General features: G+C 58.9%; 21 protein-coding genes and 1 riboswitch. Of the genes, 6 read left to right on the forward strand and 15 right to left on the reverse strand.

The window, feature by feature from the left end; translation table 11 throughout:
* The 4 genes from Q1X90_RS02330 to Q1X90_RS02345 all read right to left on the reverse strand — a co-directional run.
* Positions 1-778, reverse strand: a 778-nt coding sequence (locus Q1X90_RS02330) for a glucose-6-phosphate dehydrogenase (RefSeq protein WP_300766115.1), incomplete at its 3' end; no start/stop codon positions are given.
* 122 nt (positions 779-900) lie between these two features.
* Positions 901-1,260, reverse strand: a complete 360-nt coding sequence (locus Q1X90_RS02335; protein ID WP_300766117.1) for a CrcB family protein — start codon at positions 1,258-1,260, stop codon at positions 901-903.
* Positions 1,257-1,730, reverse strand: coding sequence for a CrcB family protein (locus tag Q1X90_RS02340; protein WP_300766119.1), 474 nt, complete (start codon positions 1,728-1,730; stop codon positions 1,257-1,259). Before Q1X90_RS02340 ends, Q1X90_RS02335 begins: the two co-directional genes overlap by 4 nt.
* 104 nt (positions 1,731-1,834) lie before the next feature.
* Positions 1,835-1,925, reverse strand: a riboswitch (Fluoride riboswitch).
* On the reverse strand, positions 1,912-3,144 hold the full coding sequence (locus Q1X90_RS02345; protein ID WP_300766120.1) for a glycosyltransferase family 4 protein: 1,233 nt from the start codon (positions 3,142-3,144) through the stop codon (positions 1,912-1,914). Its footprint overlaps the riboswitch before it by 14 nt.
* Before the next feature lie 279 nt (positions 3,145-3,423).
* Between Q1X90_RS02345 and Q1X90_RS02350 the strand changes: the two genes are divergently transcribed.
* Together Q1X90_RS02350 and Q1X90_RS02355 are read left to right on the forward strand one after the other, a co-directional pair.
* Positions 3,424-3,642 carry a hypothetical protein gene (locus Q1X90_RS02350; RefSeq protein WP_300766122.1) on the forward strand — a complete coding sequence of 73 codons (219 nt, stop codon included), beginning with the start codon at positions 3,424-3,426 and terminating at the stop codon, positions 3,640-3,642.
* The gene (locus Q1X90_RS02355; RefSeq protein ID WP_300766124.1) at positions 3,636-4,871 is read left to right on the forward strand and encodes a hypothetical protein; all 1,236 of its coding nucleotides are present in this window, start codon (positions 3,636-3,638) and stop codon (positions 4,869-4,871) included. The genes Q1X90_RS02350 and Q1X90_RS02355 overlap by 7 nt, the downstream gene beginning before the upstream one ends.
* 2,100 nt (positions 4,872-6,971) lie before the next feature.
* On the opposite strand, the gene Q1X90_RS02360 is transcribed toward Q1X90_RS02355, so the two are convergent.
* The 6 genes from Q1X90_RS02360 to Q1X90_RS02385 form a co-directional block, all read right to left on the reverse strand.
* A complete protein-coding gene (locus tag Q1X90_RS02360; protein WP_300766126.1) occupies positions 6,972-8,129 on the reverse strand; it encodes an amidase domain-containing protein in 1,158 nt (385 codons plus the stop codon).
* A gap of 462 nt (positions 8,130-8,591) precedes the next feature.
* Positions 8,592-8,981, reverse strand: a complete 390-nt coding sequence (locus Q1X90_RS02365; RefSeq protein WP_300766128.1) for a hypothetical protein — start codon at positions 8,979-8,981, stop codon at positions 8,592-8,594.
* A 178-nt stretch (positions 8,982-9,159) separates the two neighbouring features.
* Positions 9,160-9,549 (reverse strand): hypothetical protein, encoded by a 390-nt coding sequence (locus Q1X90_RS02370; RefSeq protein ID WP_300766130.1) that lies wholly within the window; start codon positions 9,547-9,549, stop codon positions 9,160-9,162.
* Between the two features lie 352 nt (positions 9,550-9,901).
* Positions 9,902-11,035 (reverse strand): hypothetical protein, encoded by a 1,134-nt coding sequence (locus Q1X90_RS02375; protein WP_300766132.1) that lies wholly within the window; start codon positions 11,033-11,035, stop codon positions 9,902-9,904.
* A gap of 10 nt (positions 11,036-11,045) precedes the next feature.
* Entirely contained in the window at positions 11,046-11,711 is a 666-nt protein-coding gene (locus Q1X90_RS02380) for a response regulator transcription factor (RefSeq protein ID WP_300766134.1), read from the reverse strand.
* Positions 11,712-12,042: 331 nt separating this feature from the next.
* Positions 12,043-12,210, reverse strand: a complete 168-nt coding sequence (locus Q1X90_RS02385) for a hypothetical protein (RefSeq protein ID WP_300766136.1) — start codon at positions 12,208-12,210, stop codon at positions 12,043-12,045.
* A gap of 473 nt (positions 12,211-12,683) precedes the next feature.
* Here Q1X90_RS02385 and Q1X90_RS02390 point away from each other — a divergent pair, with 473 nt between their 5' ends.
* Complete coding sequence (locus tag Q1X90_RS02390) at positions 12,684-13,127, forward strand: hypothetical protein (RefSeq protein ID WP_300766141.1); 444 nt, start codon at positions 12,684-12,686, stop codon at positions 13,125-13,127.
* Between the two features lie 128 nt (positions 13,128-13,255).
* On the opposite strand, the gene Q1X90_RS02395 is transcribed toward Q1X90_RS02390, so the two are convergent.
* From Q1X90_RS02395 to Q1X90_RS02410, 4 genes are all read right to left on the reverse strand, one after another.
* The gene (locus Q1X90_RS02395) at positions 13,256-13,570 is read right to left on the reverse strand and encodes a hypothetical protein (protein WP_300766144.1); all 315 of its coding nucleotides are present in this window, start codon (positions 13,568-13,570) and stop codon (positions 13,256-13,258) included.
* Positions 13,571-13,934: 364 nt separating this feature from the next.
* Positions 13,935-14,516, reverse strand: coding sequence for a hypothetical protein (locus Q1X90_RS02400; RefSeq protein WP_300766146.1), 582 nt, complete (start codon positions 14,514-14,516; stop codon positions 13,935-13,937).
* Between the two features lie 304 nt (positions 14,517-14,820).
* Entirely contained in the window at positions 14,821-15,261 is a 441-nt protein-coding gene (locus Q1X90_RS02405) for a hypothetical protein (RefSeq protein ID WP_300766149.1), read from the reverse strand.
* A gap of 22 nt (positions 15,262-15,283) precedes the next feature.
* On the reverse strand, positions 15,284-15,871 hold the full coding sequence (locus Q1X90_RS02410; protein ID WP_300766152.1) for a hypothetical protein: 588 nt from the start codon (positions 15,869-15,871) through the stop codon (positions 15,284-15,286).
* Positions 15,872-16,130: 259 nt separating this feature from the next.
* Here Q1X90_RS02410 and Q1X90_RS02415 point away from each other — a divergent pair, with 259 nt between their 5' ends.
* The gene (locus Q1X90_RS02415) at positions 16,131-16,358 is read left to right on the forward strand and encodes a hypothetical protein (RefSeq protein ID WP_300766155.1); all 228 of its coding nucleotides are present in this window, start codon (positions 16,131-16,133) and stop codon (positions 16,356-16,358) included.
* 484 nt (positions 16,359-16,842) lie between these two features.
* On the opposite strand, the gene Q1X90_RS02420 is transcribed toward Q1X90_RS02415, so the two are convergent.
* Entirely contained in the window at positions 16,843-17,226 is a 384-nt protein-coding gene (locus Q1X90_RS02420) for an isochorismatase family protein (RefSeq protein ID WP_022861183.1), read from the reverse strand.
* 255 nt (positions 17,227-17,481) lie between these two features.
* Here Q1X90_RS02420 and Q1X90_RS02425 point away from each other — a divergent pair, with 255 nt between their 5' ends.
* Together Q1X90_RS02425 and Q1X90_RS02430 are read left to right on the forward strand one after the other, a co-directional pair.
* Entirely contained in the window at positions 17,482-18,165 is a 684-nt protein-coding gene (locus tag Q1X90_RS02425; protein WP_300766161.1) for a response regulator transcription factor, read from the forward strand.
* A gap of 122 nt (positions 18,166-18,287) precedes the next feature.
* Positions 18,288-19,502, forward strand: a complete 1,215-nt coding sequence (locus Q1X90_RS02430) for a hypothetical protein (protein WP_300766163.1) — start codon at positions 18,288-18,290, stop codon at positions 19,500-19,502.
* The last annotated feature ends 68 nt before the right edge of the window (positions 19,503-19,570 follow it).

The following is a 19,570-nucleotide window of genomic DNA, read 5'->3' on the forward strand; positions in this document are numbered from 1 at the left end:
CCCCGATTCCGTCGTAGTATCCGGCGCGGCCGCCGATTCCGATGTCCTCGGCCATGGTGATCTGCACGTGGTCGACGTAGTTCGAATTCCAGATGGGCTCGTACATGGAGTTGGCGAAACGCAGGGCGAGGATGTTCTGAACGGTCTCCTTGCCCAGATAATGGTCGATGCGGAAGACGGAGCTCGGGTCGAACACCTCGGAGACGACGCGGTCGAGCTCCTTCGCGCTGCTCAGATCACGGCCGAAGGGCTTTTCGATGATCACCCGCCGCCAGGCGCCCTTGTCCGATCTGGCCAGACCGGATGCCGCGAGCTGCTTCGACACAATGGGGAAGGCCTTGGGGGGAACCGACATGTAGAAGGCATGGTTGCCTCGCGTGCCCCGGTCCCTGTCCAGCTCTCCGACGGTGTCGCTCAGTCGTTCGAAGGCGGCTGGATCGTCGAAGGTCCCTTGGACGAACCGAATCCCCTGCGCGAGATTGGTCCATGTCGACTCTTTGAAGGGGGTCCGGCAGCGCTCCTGCACGGCCTCCTTGACGAAGTCGATGAAGTGCTCGGTGGTCCAATCGCGGCGGGCGAAGCCGATGAGGCCGAAGCTGGGGGGAAGCAGTCCGCGGTTGGCCAAATCGTACACCGCGGGAAGCAGCTTTTTACGGGACAGGTCGCCGGTGACACCGAAGATGACCAGACTGCAGGGGCCGGCGATGCGCGGCATGCGCAGGTCACGTGGATCGCGCAGGGGATTGGTCCACGGGGAGGATTCGTTCATAGTGCTCATCCTAGCCATTGAGGGGGCGCCGATAATGATTCCCCCCCGGCATATCGCTTGAGGCATATGTTGTTGAGGCATATGTCGCTCGGGGCGTATGTCATCCAGAGCATGCCCGGTGGGCAGGGAAGTCAGACCATGAGGGCATAGCCCGCCAGCGTGGCGGCGAGGCTGAGAACCAGCATCCCACCTGTATGGGCGATGGCCTCGACGTGGCGTCCCGAGCGTAGGATCCGCACGCCCTCGACGCTGGCGGTGCTGAAGGTCGAATACCCTCCCAGCAGCCCGGATCCCAGAAGGGCCCGTACCTCGTCCGAGCCCACATGGGACAACGCCCATCCGGCGAGAAGACCCATAAGGAGGCAGGCGGTCACGTTCACGACGATCGTTCCCACGGGGATCGTCAGACGGTTGCGGCGGTTGATTGCCGTATCGACGAGGAAGCGGCAGACCGCGCCGAGCCCACCCATAAGCGCCGCGGCGATGATCATCGTCCGTCCTCCCCGCCGATCCGCTGGGCTGATGTGGCGTCGTCCGTTCCGGATTGTTTGAACCGACGGCCCGCCGCTCCTCCGGCGGAGATGCCCCACGCGGCCACAAGCAGGCCCAGCAGGATCGACGTGATCGCATAGGCTCCGGCGATCAGCGCGGCATGTCCCAGAAGGCGTGTGTCCGTTTCAAGAACGAAGGTTCCGTATGTGGTGTATCCCCCCATGACCCCGGTTCCCACCGCGAGCCGGAACAGGCGTCGTGCCCCCGTGTCGGCCCCGGTCGCGGCCAGGAACTCCAGAAGGAATCCCAGAAGGAACGCGCCGGTGAGGTTGATGATCATCGTCATCCACGGCCATGCCGCGCTCGCGGGCTGCATGCCTTCAAGCACGATGCGGACCAGCGACCCCACGTAGCCTCCGACGAACACTACGGCCGCCGACTGCGCCATGGTCCGCGCGCGGGCGCTCATCGACGCACCTCCCCGTCATCGCGGGGGTCGGCGTGATTGCAGAAGTCAACAACGGGAGTCATGATGACCGACGCCTCTTTCAGTGTATGGCCATACGTTGGCCATTGTCTGTAGGAACCATCAGCGTATGCGGTTCGGATGCGCTTCGGATCGCGTCCGAACCGCATCCAGGCGGGGCCCATCACCTGTCAGGCGGCATGATAGCACTGATGGGGGCATGAGGCCTGTCCGAATGTCCAGAGGGCGTCTCGGGATGCGTGGCGGGGGCCGGTTGATATGCGGCGGCATCCGGGCGTGGGGCTCCGGGCCAGATGTCGCTCAGGTCGGTCCGCGTCTGCACGGCCATCCGGCGGATGATTCGCCGCTGTCGCTCGCGGGTGTGGAAGATATCGATGACCTTCTCGTAAGCCTTGAGATACTGTCTGGTCATCGTGCGGTAGTTGAACAGCATGCGGGCGCGTTCGGCGATGTAGCGTCTGTCCATGTCGAAGCAGCTTTTTATCTCGTGGCAGCCCTCGATGAAATCCTCCACGAGCATGCCGGTCCGCCCCTCCTCGATGAGTTCGGGCATGGAGCCGCGTTTGATGGCCAGCGTCGGGGTTCCGCAGTATGCCGCCTCCAGAACGGTCAGGCCGAAAGGCTCGCGGAATCCGGTGGGGTGGAGGTTGCAGCGGGCGTGCGAGAGAAGCTTGATCTTGTCGTCGAATCCGAGCTCGCCGCAATACTCGACCAGGGGATTGGCGAGCAGCGGGCGTATCTCCTCGTCGAAGTAGCCGTCGCCCTGATGGTCGATCTTTCCCGCCACCTTGATCCGCATCCCCAGATTGATGGCCAGCTGGATGGCCAGATGGGGGTCCTTCTCCCTGTCGAAGCGGCCGAGGAAGCACACGTAGTCGTCGGGGTCGGTGACGATCGGGAACTGTGACGGGTCCTCGCCGTTGTAGACGACGCCGACGTATTGGAGGTCGGGGAAGGCGTCCTGCTGGTTGCGCGATATGGAGACGTAGAACAGGTCTCGGCGGTGGTCGTAGTAATCCAGCTGCTGGAAGGTGACAGGTCCGTGCATGGTGGTGAGATTCGGGAAATCCTGAAAGTCTTTGAGGTCGAATCCGTGGGAGTGGATGATGTCCACGTCGCCCAGGATCCCCCGTAGCTTGTCGGCGGTGGTTTTTTCAATCTCCTTCGCCCGGGCCAGATAGGCGGGAAGGTCCTTTTTGTGTTTGGGGAAGTAGATCGCCTTGTCGGTGATGGGGATGATGGGGCAGTCGATGGTCGAATCGGCCGACGCCAGAAGAACGGGCTGGTGGCCCATCTCCTGGAGTCCCCGGATGAGATTGGCTATGACCAGCTCCGTGCCACCGTACTGTTTCGGCGGAACGGGCACGTAGGGTCCTGCAATGACCGCGACGCGCACTGCTGCGCTCCTTTCTGTCTCGGACCGCGGCGGCATGGGTGTGGGTCGTGTGTTGGGGATGTGATGCGGGACCTGCGTCGCGGTCTGGATGATTGTGGATCGGATGGCCGCACCACTGCGACGCCCACGTCCGATGCTAGCACTCGGACATGGCGAGTGCGTGAAGCCGCACGACGTTGCACGTGTGTGGGTCATGGGAAGAGTGTCGTCCGCGCTATGTCCGTGGCACGCGAATGGGCATGATGGCACGTGACGTCGCAGAAGGAAAGGCGGGCCGATATGATGCAGGACCCATCGGGGAACGAGAGCATGCGTCCGCACCGTGGTCCCGGTCGGCGCGGTCGGCGCTGGCGTGGATGGATGGGGGCTGTTCTGGCGTGCGTCATCGTCGTGGCGGCCGGGGTGGCGGGAGTCGCGTCGGCGGGATCCCATTCGGGCGGAGGCGAAACCCTTCGTGCCGTCGCCAGATACGCGCGTCGTCGGCGTCGGGCGTGGTGAAGGCGGTGGATGCGGGACTCGTGGCCAACGGCGTCACGGACAACACCATGCGGCTCAATGACATCCTTCGGATGCTTCCCGCGCAGGGACACAAGACGCTGGTCTTCCCGCGCGGGCATTTCGCCTTCACTGGAGTGATCGATATGGTCAGCGATCTGACGATGCCGGGGACCTCGGGCGGGGTGAAGCACGGCACGGTCTTCCAGATGCCGCGCCATCGTCATGGGGGATTGGTCATCTGGTATCCCATCGGTGGGGCCAGAGGATATGACGGCATGCATGACGTGACGTGGAGGCATATCGCCTTCTTCGGAGAGCATTCGGCTGATCTGATGCCGATGCAGACCATATATCAGCCGCTCATCCACGCGCGGAACATCGTCTTCGATCACTGCGTCTTCGACATGGTGCAGAGGTCGTTCGGTCATGCGCTTGACGTCGATGGCAGCACCGGAGTGACCGTGACGCACAGTACGGTGATCGGGTCGACGGACCGTGGTCAGACGTTCAAGGAGGTCTTCCAGATGGACGTCGCCGCCCTTGGCGCCAGCGGCTACTACGACAGGAATACGGTGTTCGACAGTCTGCCGACCACGCATATGACGATCGAGCACTGCCGGTTCCTTCCGCTGCGGGATTCGCACGGGAGACTGCTCCTCCCGTCGGCCGCGCCCTTCGGCACGCATATGGCATATGCGAAGACCACCGACGACTCCAGCTACATCCGCTACGGAGTGTTCAAGGACAACTACGTCGAGGATCCCGTATCCTACGAGGGCGCGGGAACGGAGAACAGCGCGGTGATCCATTTCGACGCCGCGGACGACATCACCATCACGGGGAACACCTTCGTATGGACGGGGGAGACGCGGCAGCCGTCTTGGGCGGTGGCGTTCTACGCGCGGTCGCATCGCATGGTCAAGCCGCGCGGATGGCATGGCGTCACCATCACGAACAACGTCTTCCGTGGATTCGCGCCGCGGGTGGGTGTCTTCGATCTGTACCGGGAGCCGGACAGCGTCAGTGATCCGGGGGGTGCGACGGTGGGGCGAATCACCGTGCGGGGGAACCGCTTCGAGGGGACGCCCCTCCGTCTTGCGCTGCGGTGGCTTGGCGGGTACTCGTCGCGTTTCCTGGTGACCTATGGCCGTGATGTCCGCGGTTCGGACAACGTCGTCGATGGGGTCATCCACCTTGATGGAACCTCCGCCGACATCCATACGGGATGACAGGATGCCTCGAGCTGGGGGCATACTGCTACAGATTTCCAGGTATCCCTTAAAGAAACCCTCCTGATGTCCGTGACCGCGGTCTATCTGTTGACAATTTTTCCGGTGTGTCCGGCGGAGTTCATGATTTTCCTAATTGTGGAATTTTTGTAGAACCTTTATTGGTCTGAAGAAAAATCTGTCATCTAAATCTTTGATAAATATTTTTAATGGTGCTCCAATAGCTGATTGGATGATTACCATCCGCTTACTGGGGATCTGAGGGAATATGGGACTTTATGAAAAAATTTCTTATCCAGAAAAGAATGAGAGGACGAACGACCAGATGAGGAGCGCCCTGTTGGTGGCCTTAGGCGTTGATGGTTGCTGGGCCCTGTTCAAAAGGTTGGTGTGATGATGTTCATCGGTACGTTGTCAGCTGTGATGTTTGCTGCGTCTATCGTTTGCCTGGTTGAATGCGTGTCTCGACTGTTTCCAAGGGCAACTAAATCTGCGTACGCCGCGGTCGTAGTTCTGCTGTCTGTGGTCTGCATCGGTTCAGCATTCGTCTGTGTTGCTCTGATGCATAGTCATGGAAGACTCACGATAAACTGGATCGTCGCCATATCCCTACTCGCGTTATACGTGCTTGCACGAAGTGTAATCGTCCATGCGAAGTCGAAGAGTGAGGGAATGAACAATCCTCAGTGAACATTTCCGATAATTAAAGAGCTTTCCCGCGCTAACACTTGCGGAAACCTCTTCACGTTCGAAATAACACCCCCCCGTGCATCCTCTCCGAGTCTTTTCCTCGGAGAGGGCTCCACGGGAATCTGAATGTGAAGGAAATGTGACGTGGGCACATTTTCTATAGCGTGTTGCATCCGTATGATCTAACAGGAGAGAGTGGAATCTCAATAGGGCGGATGTGTTGTTGATATGAGTGATCTGAGAATGGGATGATTGTAATGGAGCATATTCCTTTGATTTGGATCATTGTCGGACTAGCTGCGGGAGTTCTGGCGATCATATTGCATGCAGTGATCTCACGAAAACGTCCCATATGGCTGAGGCCATCGTACACACACTCTATGTAGGTCTTATCGTGTTCCTCATGTATTCCGATGGGCAAAGCCGGGGCTGGGCAGGAGCGTGCAGAACCTCGTGGACCTGATGACGCTGCTGCCCGCCGTGCATGTGGGCGCGCTTGATTCGCCACATCCAGACCCGCGGCGATATCAACGACCCTGTCCCCGGCAAGCATGCGATTGACGGCCTCGAGCTTGAGCGCCACCGAATAACTTGTGATACGCGGCAAGGGCGATCGGCTTCCTTCTGCCCGGTTTGCTTCCTCGCGCCCAGTCGAACAACACGTGATGCGACGGATAGCCCAACAAACGCAACGTCCTGACATAGGACTTATACCGACGATACGTGGCAACCGCCACCCGTTTCTGCTCAACCGAGTACATGACCTTCATCTGATCCTCCAATTTCGACCAGAAAACAGTCCCAACCCCCTTATGACCTATAACCCTGTAAACTCTGCTCGGCACGCATGATGTCGAGCAGAGTCAGATGGATATTAGTCGTGTCACGCGCAGGCGTAGTCACGGTTGGTAAGGGTTTGCAGTCGGCTAGTCAGTTCGGACGTATGTGAGCACTACGGCAGAATAGTTGGATAAGTCTTCGCTATCCTGTTGCATCTGCACGGTGTCCGCCCTGACCTGCCGATACGTGGCGATCGTTTCCCACATCAGGAAACTGGGGCTACCGCCATCCGTCGGATACCAGATTCGGCTTTGCGTGGGGAAAGGATTCTGCCTTCTGGTTTCAGTCCATACTGTCCGATTGGGAAAGGCTGACGAGGGTAAACTGCTCACTCTGGTCGCGGTCTCCAGCGTGGTGCCATACAGGATCTCTGCGGTGGTGTATTCGCTCTCCGCCTTGGTGAGCATCAGCGAGAACACGCCATCGCATGCACAGTATGCAACAAGCGCCACACCCAACATGTAAAGAATAAGTCTCCACCACCTGCGCCTTCCCGACGAAGATTGCGCTCCAATCTGTGGACTGCGTGACGACTCGTTGGCAGATGACTTATCCATGTGTCGCTCGTAATTAATTGTACTTGTATTGTAGAACACCCCAGGAAACCTTCTTGTATTCTTTGACGGCGTTGGCCTTGGAATCAGAAAAAAGGTAGTCATGACGGTTGGGACTTTTTTGATCGATGACGGGCGTCGTTGAATTCTTCGTTATGACGTCTCCGACGACAACCATGGCATGGTTATACTTGCCATCCCGTCCCCAATCGCCATACAGAAGACTGCCTTCCCATGCGATGTCCGGGTTGTTACCGTGTGTGAATGTCTTCGAATGATCCTTCATATACGTGTAATTGTAGTTGGCGTTATCCCAGGTCCATGTCTGCCCGGCGATGCCTGCGAGGTTCCATGTCCACACGCTCGTGTCTTTTGTCTGAAAAGAGTTTCCGTAGGTTGTTTTCAATCCTGCCGCGTATAGTGACTGTGAGACAAAGTTCGTGCAATTGTCATCATCATCGGGGAAATCCGGGTTCATTTTGTTCTGATGTGCGTTGTCTGTCCAGGTGTCTGCATACTTCATCTCGGTAATGTAGTTAACGCCGACTGAATTTGTTCCGAACGTGGATTGTGTGGCCGATGAATCCCATTTGGAACGGTCCGAGAGCGCTGAGGGAGCCGAGTTGGCGCCTGCAGAGAGCTGTTTCGTTTGATCGGCATCGGAGTTCTGCTCTTGTTGGATCGAATCGGCCGTCACGGAATAATTGTTGGCGCCTGTTTCTCTCGTCAGCTGCAGGTCATGTCTGTCGGTCGCGCTTGAGTCCAAATGGTCGGTCTTACGACCAAGCAGCGTGATCGTCGTCCCTGATTTCGCGGTCATGTTCAGACTTGTCGTCAAGTCCGCAGTCACCGAGTACCCAGTCGTGTTCTTGGCGACGGCAACCACCTGAGGGGTGACAGTCGCATGCGTTACGTTAAGGCCATGTTGTTTCGCAGTGCTGATCTCACCAGTCGTCTGTTCAACCAACTCCTGTTCAAGGCTATTGGCAGGTTGACTGCCATGCGTCGTATAATTTGCTGCCAGTCCATTTGCATACTTGTTAACTGCGGCAGTAACTTCTGCAGCCGACGATGAGGACGTTGATGCCAGCGCCATGCCTGGCGTGATGAACATGACTGCAGCGCTACAAACGACTGCCAATACCCCTACCCTTGTTCGTATTCCATTTTTCATAGCATTACATCTTTTTCTTGACAGATTGTGTATGAAAACATTGCTGGTAATGATGTCGAGAACCCTAATCTGCCATCGCCATTCATGGACATTGGTGAAACGAACTACCTATGGGAGATTGATCTCATTGATCAATATCGAACACTATCCATTCAACCGAGAGCGCGCATGAACTGCGATTATTCGGGGAACCATATTCGAGTTATTTACTGTTCCATTGCCATTCTGTACTCTCCTGTCTCCGTCTTGTTGACTGCATGGGAGGAGAAGTGCATACGTTCCTGAATCATTTATCATGATTCACTTCTTCGCCATATCTACGGCCTCCTCTCATTGGAAGTTGGCAATCCCTGTGATAGACAGCAATCCGGTCGAAGTCCAAGCGCTGTCCCCTAAAAAAGGGACAGCGCTGTTCGTGGTCAATTTCGCTGACGAAGATGTCAATACGCGTGCCTTGGATTGTTAGACGACTTTGCCCTGCCGCTCCTGCTCGTCGAACAGCCGCTCGTAATGCTCCTCCTCGGCGCGCGCCTCGGCCGCCAGCTCGGTCTCATCGCTGCGGTGGTCGGCGGCCGCGCCCATCTGATCAGTCAGCGCCTGATCCAGCTGCCGCTGCCGACGCTTGACCTGCGCGTCTGCGACCTTGTTCGCACCCCATGCGCCGAGCATCCCGCCGGTGCGCACCAACGGCCTGGCCGCATGCGCGGCGAACGGCAGGGCGTCCGGCCCGACGGCCACGGAGACGGCATGGTTGCCCCCGGATGCGGCGGCCGGCCCGGTCGTGTTCATCGCCTGTGCGACGGCCTCGGCGCTCCGCTCAGGGTCGTCCAGCTGGTGGTCGGGTGGCGACACCGTTTCTGCGACCCTGCCAGGATATGCAGCACCTTCCGCAGGATGCCAAAGACCAGCCAGCTCAGGGCGCCTAGTGTCAGCCCGGCAATGGTCAGCAGTGTCCGCGGTTCGGACAACGTCGTCGATGGGGTCATCCACCTTGATGGAACCTCCGCCGGTGGTTCGCGACTGACACGGATCATGCGATCAGGAACGCGGAGGCCGCCCCGAACGCGACGGTCAGGACGATGGGTATCCATCCGTCCCGTAGTCTTGCGGGCAGCAGGGACGACAGTTGCGCGACCACGAATCCCGACGCCGCGGGCAGCGCGTAGTCAAGGCTTGTTCCCGACGTCCAGTGCCGTATGAACAGGATCGCCGTCCAGGCCAGGCATGCGTAGGCGATCAGATGCAGATCGTCGATGCCGGAACGATGGCGATGCTCCTGGTCGGCCGGCGTGTGGTCGACTTGGCGCGGCGCGGCGGTGTTTTTGGTGTGAAGTTGATCCACGAGTTCCTTGACTGCGCCGATCAGAAACAGAATCCCCAACAACGTCCACAGGACAATGCGATAGTCCGGGCCGCTCATGTTATTTCCCCTTGTCTTCCCCCGGCTGCGCCGTCTGGTGTTGATGAAAGGCGAAAGTGCCCCCCCTCGGATTCGAACCGAGAACCCACGACTTACGGGTCGATTATCAGCATAATACCGGGATGGCCGCACTGGCTCATTCTCATCTATCCATTCATCCGCATAATCGCGGGAGCGGTAGGCTCGATTCCGTTCAATATGATATTTCTGGCCCGTTGAACTTTCTGATAGGTCGTGAGCTGAGAACCAGCGCCGTCGACAAGAGATCGAGGTGTGAGAGGTCATCCACGTAGTCGTGGCATGGCCCTGCGGAAGAGCCGGAGCCGGGGTGCAGGACGGTACGTGGTCTGTGTCAGGATGGCGGGGCGAATGGAAGTTGGGCGCGGAGCGTCCAACTACCATGATCTGCGTGGAATGTGAGTTCCCCGCCGATGGATTCGATGATGCTCTGATGCAGCAGCAGGCCTTTGCCCGAGGTCGGCGACGTGGCCGTTGACTTCGGGCTCATCGTGTTCAATGCGGTCAGCGTGAAAGCGTCGTTTTGGACGCGAATGATGACGGTGTAGTCGGCGGGCGGCGCGCAGTGCCGGCGCAAGTTGGCGAAGACCTCCGACACCAGCCCCATGATCTCCTCGTGGACGTCCGGTCTGATCGGTTCGGGCGCATCGGCCCCGGTCACGGTGACGTTGCCCGCCAAGCCCAATAGCCGCAGACGGTCCTGTGCCACACGTGCGACCGCTTCCAACTCCCTTCGCAGCGAAACCGGAGTGTGCGACGGATCCGGTTCGCGTGCTTTGCCGCTGAGCACGTCGATGACCTCGTGAGTTTTGGCGAAGGCGTGCTGCGAGCGTTCGATGATGGCGTCGAGCGTCCGCCGCTCCTCGCGATCGATGGTATCCAGGTTCCTCGTCGAGGCGACCGTGATGACATACGACAAATCGTTGGTCACTGTGTCGTGCAGACGGGTGGCCAATGCCATGTCTCGGGACATGACGGCAACCGTCCTGCGCGCGTCGGCCAGCTGCTCGCGTTGCCGGACTGCGTCCATATGCCGTTTGATCGTGTAGCCTGCCAGCGCCGAGACCGCGTGCATGATGGTCATAGCGATGGCCGTATCCACGGTCGATGTCAGGTATAGCGTGAGCATGGATGTGCCTATCAGTATCAGGTCGACCGGCGTGTTCATGAACGCGAACACCGTCGCGAAGGCGACGCATATGCCCGCCAGCATGAATCCGGCATCCAGCGGCGGGAGGATCGCGCACAGCAGATACCAGACGATCATGCCGCAGCCAGCCACCCGGGGAAACCATGGGATCGCCATGCACAGGAGGGCGTAGACGACGAATGCGGCCACTTCCGGCATGGAATGGGGACTGCGCAGCGCGAAGTAATAGACGTCCACAATCAGGCCGACACCCGCGCCCAACAGCAGTGCTGGATGGGTAATTCGTGCCTGAACCGCCTGGTATGCATAAGTGATCATCCGGCCGCCTTCAGCGTCGCGGCCTGTTCAGCCGCATCCACAGGGCAACCAGATGCACGCGGTTTCTGGCTCCAAGCTTCGTGCAAGCCCGCCGCAGATGTGTGTTCACGGATGCCTCCGATATGCCTAGGGCCTTGGCCACATCCGTCGTGGTGTCGCCAAGGCTGCACAGCTTGACGATATCGGACTCGCGCGGTGACAGTCCGCCGCAGTTCCGCGCGTCACCTTGACATATCTTGGTGAACGCCGCCTGCGGGACGTCGAATTGAGCGTCGCCGTAATCAGCGCCCGCTAGACCGGATGCCACGCGCCGTATCAGTGCGATCATCGCAGGCAGATCGTTCTTGCCGACGATGCCCTGAGCGCCGGCATCCGCCGCGTCCGCGGCATACTCCCACAGGGGGAATGAGGTCACCGCGATCAGGCCGATATGCGCGTCACGCTCGCGGATCTCCCTGATGACCTGGACCCCGTCCATATCGCCCAGCGACATGTCCACCAGCAGCACATCCGGCGGATCCTCGACACACCTCGCAATAGCCCGCCGAGGATTATCGCACGTCCACCGCAACGCGAACGACTTCGGCAACGCCTTCGACAGGAATCCCGACATGGCCTGCAACGTGAACCGGTCATTGTCCACAATCGCCAGAGTGATTCCACGGTGTTCCACCATCACCCCCCCCTCACAGCAGCCTTCGACACCATTTTATATAGCGTATCCGCGCTCGCGAATTCATCGCCGCCGGGCACATCAGCCACTATCGGCATCGGATGTCAGGCATGGGTCAGGTAACAGGCCGGATGTCGACCAGTATCCCTTGGCGTCCCGCTTTCTTATGAATCTGACCCACGAGAGGATATAAGGATTGGTCACGATCACTGTGAGCGCGATGGATTAAGTCAATTCCTAGGCTCACCACGGCAGCGCCAACAGTTCCGCCAGGCGGCTCTTCCACATTGCATAAGACGGCTTGCCCGTTTGACAGGGCGCAATCCGTATGGACTCAGCACCATTTGAAGATGTGCAGCAGCGTGGGGCATGTGACTATCAAGCTCACCGTGGGAACCGTCGAACCAGCAGCGTCAAGAACCGTTGTCCGGGCGTCGGCATCGACCGCCGCCGACGGGCACCATATCAGCGTGATCGCTAACAACAGGGAAACCGGATTCATTGGAACACCTTTCTGCTATCAATCAGCGCCATGCCGCGGCATCGCAGGCAATGCTGGACACCACGGGATGGTAACCGCGCCTAGATGCCGCCGGCAACGCGCTGTCATCAATTTTCATGACACCCCGTCAACCAGTCATAGGAAATCACGACAGCGGCTATGCGAACCGGCATGCATCCCATATGGTCGGAAATGTGGTTCGGCGACGCCAGGAGACGCAGACCGCCGATCCGAACAGCTCGTCGGATTCCAGCTGCTCGCCCGTCCTGAACTGCATACCAGCAATGGAACGTAATCCACGGGCGTAGCTGGGATCGATAGCTGCCAGTCATCACGAATGTTCTGTGGATTCGAATAGATTAGGAGAAGTGATCATGACAATCGTCATGGTTGTGCCACGGCAGGCGGCATGGTGGATCGTCACATTCCTCGGATAATGCAAAACGATAATACGAAACGGAAAAGGGCAGGCGATGGACGACAAACAACAGCCCGACTCCCCGGACGCCTCGGATTGGGTGGTGTTCCTAGGCTTTCGGGGCTCCGTCCTGTTCGGCGCGGCGCTGCCGTTCTTTCTCGGGATCGCTGCCGTCCAACGCCTGCTCCCGTTCGGCGAACTCCAGTCGTGGATGCATGGGTGGCGTGCAGTGTTGGGCATTCTGGGCATCTTCATGCTCTGGTTCTTCGCCACATATCTCACCGACCGGATGGCGAGCCACATGGTCGATAAGCACAGCCATCCGGTGCTCCATGAACTCGCGGGCGACACGTTGAGCGTGCTCCTGCTATTCATACTGATGTCATCCATGTTCACCCACTGGCAGGCATCGCTCATATGCTCACTGCTGACATCCGCACTGACCGCGGCATTCGGTCTGGCGGTCAACGCGATCATCGACCGCTATTCAGGATGTTAACAGGAGCCTGTCATTCCCGCGACTGCCGATGTGGGGACATCGCCAGGAACCCATAAGAGACCGTGAACAGGAACACGATTCACAGCGCCAGCAGCGAAACAGTGGGCCGGACGCAAATGCGGCGGGCGTCACATTGCCGCGCAGGGTGCAACCGAACGCGACCGGCCTCCTGTGGGAATGCTCCGCTGGATCATCCGCGGAAACAGCATGTTCGCATCTACAGAAACCGTTCGAGTTTGGCCGGCAAAGCCGATGGCCAGCGCCACGATGCCGCACCACGCACGATAGAAGCACAGCAGCGGCGCCACCACCAGGCATATACCACGACCGACAGCAATGTGCATGCCACAACCGGCATCGTCGCTATACCGCCGCAGCAACGCCGCTGCGGCGGCAAGCAGGAATGAGCAAATCTCGCCTACATGCACAGCAACAACCCTCATGGCCAGTACCCCCAAATAGCACAACCTGCAGCCGAGGGCGCGATCGATCTTGGTTGACCGGTTTCACAGTAGGCACCGCGATCCGTTCACCGGTAGCTGCCGTCATCGAAAATGGGGGACAGCATCGCTGGGAACGTGTCCGTTGCTGAAGGAATCGGCATTGGAAAATCCGCTGGATGGGGAATGTCTTGAAAGGATGAGTACGCCCCCTGTCTCTCTGCCGCCCCTTTCCGCCAGCGTATCCGCTATCAGTGCATGTAAAAGTGCGACGATGTGCGCCTGGGCGATGTGGAGCCTTTGCGGGGTTCGGATGCCGCCGTAACGGTCGGCGGGCCGGGCACGTCCAAATCCCGTCGACTGCGGGTCAGCGTCCGTGGAGCTTGTCGATGCCGTAGCGTCGGTTCGTCTCGTCGAGTTTGCGTTGCTGCTCGCCGTGCACGTGGGCGATCTCGTCGGCGAACACCTCCTGGGTCATCGTCCGGGTCTTCTCCATATTTTCCGCGACCTTCTCCCGGCTCATGATCTGATCCTCCCGTTTGGGCATGGTGATCAAACCTCCCGCGAGATCGATCGCCGCCATGACAACGCCGACCGCCAGACTCGTACCGACGGTTCGGGTGATCAGATAGCCAACGCCGGAGGCGACGATCAGCATAACCGCCGACTCCAGTATCGGGCATAGCGGGCTCAGGCTGTCGTCGCGTCGCTCCTGCAACGTGAACCGGCGGAACACGACCGCCTGCGGGATCGCGCCCACCAATGCGGCGACGATCACGGACGTGGCCAGTTCGTCGAACGGCAAGGCGAATCTTGGCATGACCAAGCCGCCCAGCCACAACAAGAGCAGATAAGCGACGCACTTGACCGCGTTGACGACCAGATAGCCCGTCATCACGTTCCCGAACGGTATCGGCGTCCAGGATTCCCGCTTTGTTTCATCTGCCATGGTCAGATCCCCATGCACAGGGTCGCCGCGATCGTGGTCACCGCCAGCCTGCTTTTCCATGCTACATGCAATGACTTGTCCATAGTAACTACACCTTTTAATCTCGTTGTTCCCTTGATGCGATCGATCTTGGTTGACCGGTTTCGCAGTAGGCACTGCGATCCATTCACCGGTAGCTGCCGTCGTCGAAAATGGGGACAGCATCGCTGGGAACGTGTCCGTTGCTGCAGGACGCCCTGACACAGCTGACTCAGTACAGTATATGAATTCCGTATGAGAGGGTTCTTGAAATATGAGCCCAGTCCTACGCTTGTTTGCGCTCGTATTCACGCTTGCCGAGATATCCGATTAGCAGTCCAACGGCAGCCCCCGACGCGGCGTACAAGGGGATGTGCCACCAGACCTGGGTCTGCGAATTGTCGACGATGCCGAGAAATACGGAATACAACATCCACTGCAAGGTGACACTGGGGATCGGTCGGTTCAGATAGATGCTGCCCTGCGTGTCTTCGTCACGTCTGCGCCCAAACCAATTGTCGAGCAGCAGTACGATGGCCTTCTGCACGGGGAAACCGATCCCAAACCACAGCAGCAGACTCCAATCATGAAAAATCCAAGAGAACGCTGACCCCAGCGCGCCTCCCTCGAAGAGGCCCGTGACCACAGCCAGAATCATCTCATTGCCGACCCGGTGGCGGCCGGTTATTGCAGAATCTTCCTCTTGGTTATGCCCTTGTCGTGCCATGGAACTATCTCCGTTTCCCGAACTAGGCGCATTTAATCGCATAATAGGCCAGACTTCCCACAAGAATGACAACGTTGAGACGAAAAGCGCCCTTCAATCCCAACTGCGCAGCGTGTTTGGGCAACTCGTGCCCCAAATATTTGGCAAGCGTTTTCCATGCTTTTTGCGATATCCACTTATCAATTTTCTTCCAGTCAATGGATACGATCGCATCAATGCCCGTCGCTTTCAGAACGACGCATTGTGCGTAAGACCAGCCGCTCGACTTGGCTACGCCATAGAGTTGCAGAGAAGAGACAGATGCGTTGAGAGAATCGCGAATGGCACTAAGCTGCTGGATATCCATCTCTGGAGCGTACCGCAATCGTGCCCTCTCATTAATGGTATAAATTTTTGTGCTTGAATTTTTCTCCAGCACTTTGGTAAACAAGTTGAGCGTCGCTTCTTCTACCGACTGAGTTGTCATCGCAGAGATGTTGTTTGATTGTGTTGATGTTCCGGCCGCCTGTGCCACGCCCGTTGAGCCGAAAATCATGGCGGCGCAGGCGATGAATGCGACAATTGCGGAAATGGTATCGAATCGTATTGTATCTGAATTGTTTGAATGCATTGCGAAGATCCCTTCATGTTTGGCCTGTTGATGGCGCCACATGGAGGGGCGTCACCACCTCGATTCTCGGTGGCATATGGAGGAGCTGGCAAGCGAATGTCCCCTTTTTGCATGACAGTACGCTTGTCGACTGCTGCCAATGATCAGCAGTAAGGCGAGCGACATGGATGTAGGAACGAGAACCGTAAAGCGTCTTGGGGCGATGAGACAGTCCGGATCCGTGTGATCTCATCGTCAGGGCTGTCGTCGATCGGGGGACGTGCTGCTGGTGGATATGTCTTTGAACGACATGACTGGCGAACAGGTGATCGAGAAGGTCCGCGCCAGCGGATGCATTGTTCCGATTCTGGCGGTGACTTCGTTCCCTTCGCATCGGTATGCCGGGCGTGTGGCAGCGGCTGGGACACAGGGGATCGTCGCCAAACTGGGTGCGCACAACCGCAGCCAGGCGGTCGCCTTGTGGCTTGCACCGCATGGGTCGCGATGATGCTTCTGCTCTCGCTCACGATGTTCGCACGACGCGACGTTAGTCGATAATATATGGTTTGCGCCGGGATACTGCCGTACGGAGATGTCATCATTCGGCTATGGAACACGCAGATCGCTTAGGTTGAACCGGGAACTGCAACGACAGGGTTCAGCGGTTGATTGTTCATTCAGTGTCGAGAGCCCCAAGCGTGATACGCCCACGGTCCCTGCGGCCAACAGACCGTCTCATCGAGCGCAAGTAATTCCTTCCGGGACTGCATAGAATTCCGTATGGCTGTCGTGTCCCCAGATGTTCAGGTGGGCGCTGCGACCCTGCCAGGATATGCAGCACCTTCCGCAGGATGCCAAAGACCAGCCAGCTCAGGGCGCCTAGTGTCAGCCCGGCAATGGTCAGCAGTGCCCGCGGTTCGGACAACGTCGTCGATGGGGTCATCCACCTTGATGGAACCTCCGCCGGTGGTTCGCGACTGACCTGATTCGTGTCATCGCACAACCGTGATGCCGGCATGCCGCAGACCGTCGACGGTCCTTGTGAAACGACCTGCTTTGGCTGCTTCGACGCATTTCTGGTCCAGCAGCACTGAGAAACCGTTCCTCTTGCCTGCGCGGGCCGACGCGGCCACGCAATAGTTGCCATCGATCCCCACCAGTTCCAATCCGGTGACGTTGTTGTCGCGCAGGAAGCGTGCCAGTTCCGTGTTGGAGAAGCAGTTGGCATGCTGCTTGACAAAGATATTTCCCGAGACGACATCGAGCCCCTTGGCGAGTTGGGGAGTGTATCTTCCACTGTGGTAGAAGAAACGCCGATCGTTTCTTCCTTCGCCGATGTAGTCTTCCTGCACGTCTACCACCAACAGGGCATCCATGTGATTCCTTCCGCCTCTTGCGGCGGCATGTCCGCCGCGTCATCTGACTACCAGTATGACTGGATCGCATCTGCCGCAATGTGGGAACGCGTGTTTTCTGGATGGTTAGCGTGCTTGATCCGCGCGATGTCGGCTCTGGGGGTACCTTGGATGGCGCTTCTTCTTCAGGACTCTCCGGCAATGATCGCATGCGGCGCGACTAGGGGCTCGTGCTCGTGTTCGGCTGTTTGTAGGATGCTAGGTATGAAGGATGGCTTGAGTGCGGTCGGCGTGGGGGTGCTGGACAACGACCCGCTGGCGTTGCGCATGTTCCGTGCAGTGTTGCATGACCGAGACGACATCGATCTGTTGTGGCTGGCTAGCAGCCCGGCCGTGGCGGTTCAATCGTGTCTATCGGCCGCGACCCGTCCGGACGTGCTGGTGACGGACATGGCCTTGGAGGGCATCAGCGGAACAAGCGTGTGCGCGAAGGTGAAGCAGCTGTCCGGTCCGATCCGCGTGATCGGGGTGACGGCCTACCGTACGGATGTTTACCTCGACGATGCGCGGGAAAGCGGCATGGAGGCGGTTGTCAGCAAAGCGCGGTTGGACGATCTCGTCGTCCGCATCCTCGACGAAGACGCCGCGCATGGCGGGCCTCCGACGCAAGAGGAGAACGGGAGTGGGCCCACGCCCGCGGGTAGGGCAAACCCGTCCTCGTGCGAGGCTCGGCAATCGTCAAAGCGGCCCACGCCCGTGGGCAGGAGAACGCTCTCACACCGCGAGCTGGAGGTGCTGGGATGTTTTTCGCGGGGGCTGAACTCCAGTGAGACGATGGATCGTCTCGACATCACCAGAAGCACGTTGGCATCTTACGAGCATAGGGCTACGGTCAAGCTCGGCGCGCGCAACAGGACGGAGGCGGTGGCGTTATGCATACGCAAGCACCTGCTGCCATGAATGGACAATACGCCAACGGCGTCTTACGGTTGGCCCGCTGGCTGCCGGCCGTGGCATGTCTGCCGTTGATGGCGGAGTCCGCTGTTATGTATGCGTGGGGACAGTCCGGATGGCCGTCGCTGGTGGTGACGTTGCTGATGACATTGGCATGCCTGGGCGTCGCGTTGCGCAGCGACCTTGCCTGGCTGGTCGTGTTCCTGTGGCTGGTCCTGCAGATCCTGCCATTCCCGGTGATGACCACCAGTGTCGTTCCTCCCCTATTGGCGACGCTGCTGATTCTCGGATGCATCGGCGCCGTCCAAGGGGTGCTCGCCGCTCTGATCGCCTTGACAGGCTATCTTCCCGCACTCTCTCGAGGCGGCACGACGCACATGCCGATCGATGCGATCTTCATCCAGTTTGGCTTCTTCATGCTCGCCGTGGGCGCTGGAATCGTTTGGGGTTCGTATCAACGCCGAACGCGGCGCGAGCGGCGCAGGGCCAGCCAGACGTACCAGCGCAATGCCTTGCGGGTGGCCGACCGGTTGCACAATTCCGTGGCCAACGACCTCGTCTATCTCGACCGGGTGCTCGCGGGCGATAAGCTGACTTCCGATCAGATCGAACAAGCCCGGAACGTGCTCTCTTCCGCCCTAGGCAAAGTGCACCAGGTTATCGACGAACTCGCCGTCAGCACACCCGGCAATGCCGACACGTCATCCGATTCCCATCAAGAGGAACGGCTGCCCCGTCTTTTTTCCTCGTGGGATCGCAAACTCGCCCAAGCCGGTTTCACGGGTGGTTCGCTGTTGGAGGAGCATACCGATCTGGCTTGGCTGGGCCGGCCGGCCGCGGAATCCCTCACCGACATAATCGATGAGATCTACGGCAACATCCTCAAACACGCCGACCCGGGCGACGGCTACTGCGTCAGCCTGACGGACGATGGTGGTCGACTCGTCATCTCGGTCGCGGACTCGCCCGCCGACATGCCACGCCATGATGGGCATGAGGGCACGGGCATCACACGATGCCGTCGGTGGGCTGCGCAACTACGAGGGAACCTGGATGTGAGTCAGGACGACCACCAATGGACCATGACCATCACCATCCCCCACCCCGATGCACTGGCGGATCATTTGCCCCAAGAGCACCACGGCCAATGGATCCGACCGTTACAGGTCACCACCAGAGACTGCGAGGCCCCACCCCAAGCCAAGGACGAAGCTTCTGAAACGGTCCCGGCGGAAGGCGGAGCCACAACCGCGGCACTGACCAACAGTCCGGCGACAACACGCGCCACACTAGCCATGGCAATCCCTTCAAATCAAATCCCTTTATTACCACCGGAATTATAAGGACCGCGAGAACGGTTGCGCTTCCCTTTGCCGCACCACATACGGCAAAGGCTTGTAGAACTTTTCTC

Origin of the sequence: uncultured Bifidobacterium sp., from assembly GCF_949292005.1 — a bacterium.
Lineage (GTDB): Bacteria > Actinomycetota > Actinomycetes > Actinomycetales > Bifidobacteriaceae > Bifidobacterium.

Coding starts and splice junctions, on each gene's coding strand:
- Q1X90_RS02335 (WP_300766117.1), bottom strand. CDS start 1,260: ATGATCATCGCCGCGGCGCTTATGGGTGGGCTCGGCGCGGTCTGCCGC.
- Q1X90_RS02340 (WP_300766119.1), bottom strand. CDS start 1,730: ATGAGCGCCCGCGCGCGGACCATGGCGCAGTCGGCGGCCGTAGTGTTC.
- Q1X90_RS02350 (WP_300766122.1), top strand. CDS start 3,424: ATGATGCAGGACCCATCGGGGAACGAGAGCATGCGTCCGCACCGTGGT.
- Q1X90_RS02360 (WP_300766126.1), bottom strand. CDS start 8,129: ATGAAAAATGGAATACGAACAAGGGTAGGGGTATTGGCAGTCGTTTGT.
- Q1X90_RS02370 (WP_300766130.1), bottom strand. CDS start 9,549: ATGAGCGGCCCGGACTATCGCATTGTCCTGTGGACGTTGTTGGGGATT.
- Q1X90_RS02375 (WP_300766132.1), bottom strand. CDS start 11,035: ATGATCACTTATGCATACCAGGCGGTTCAGGCACGAATTACCCATCCA.
- Q1X90_RS02380 (WP_300766134.1), bottom strand. CDS start 11,711: ATGGTGGAACACCGTGGAATCACTCTGGCGATTGTGGACAATGACCGG.
- Q1X90_RS02385 (WP_300766136.1), bottom strand. CDS start 12,210: ATGAATCCGGTTTCCCTGTTGTTAGCGATCACGCTGATATGGTGCCCG.
- Q1X90_RS02390 (WP_300766141.1), top strand. CDS start 12,684: ATGGACGACAAACAACAGCCCGACTCCCCGGACGCCTCGGATTGGGTG.
- Q1X90_RS02395 (WP_300766144.1), bottom strand. CDS start 13,570: ATGAGGGTTGTTGCTGTGCATGTAGGCGAGATTTGCTCATTCCTGCTT.
- Q1X90_RS02400 (WP_300766146.1), bottom strand. CDS start 14,516: ATGGCAGATGAAACAAAGCGGGAATCCTGGACGCCGATACCGTTCGGG.
- Q1X90_RS02405 (WP_300766149.1), bottom strand. CDS start 15,261: ATGGCACGACAAGGGCATAACCAAGAGGAAGATTCTGCAATAACCGGC.
- Q1X90_RS02410 (WP_300766152.1), bottom strand. CDS start 15,871: ATGCATTCAAACAATTCAGATACAATACGATTCGATACCATTTCCGCA.
- Q1X90_RS02420 (WP_022861183.1), bottom strand. CDS start 17,226: ATGGATGCCCTGTTGGTGGTAGACGTGCAGGAAGACTACATCGGCGAA.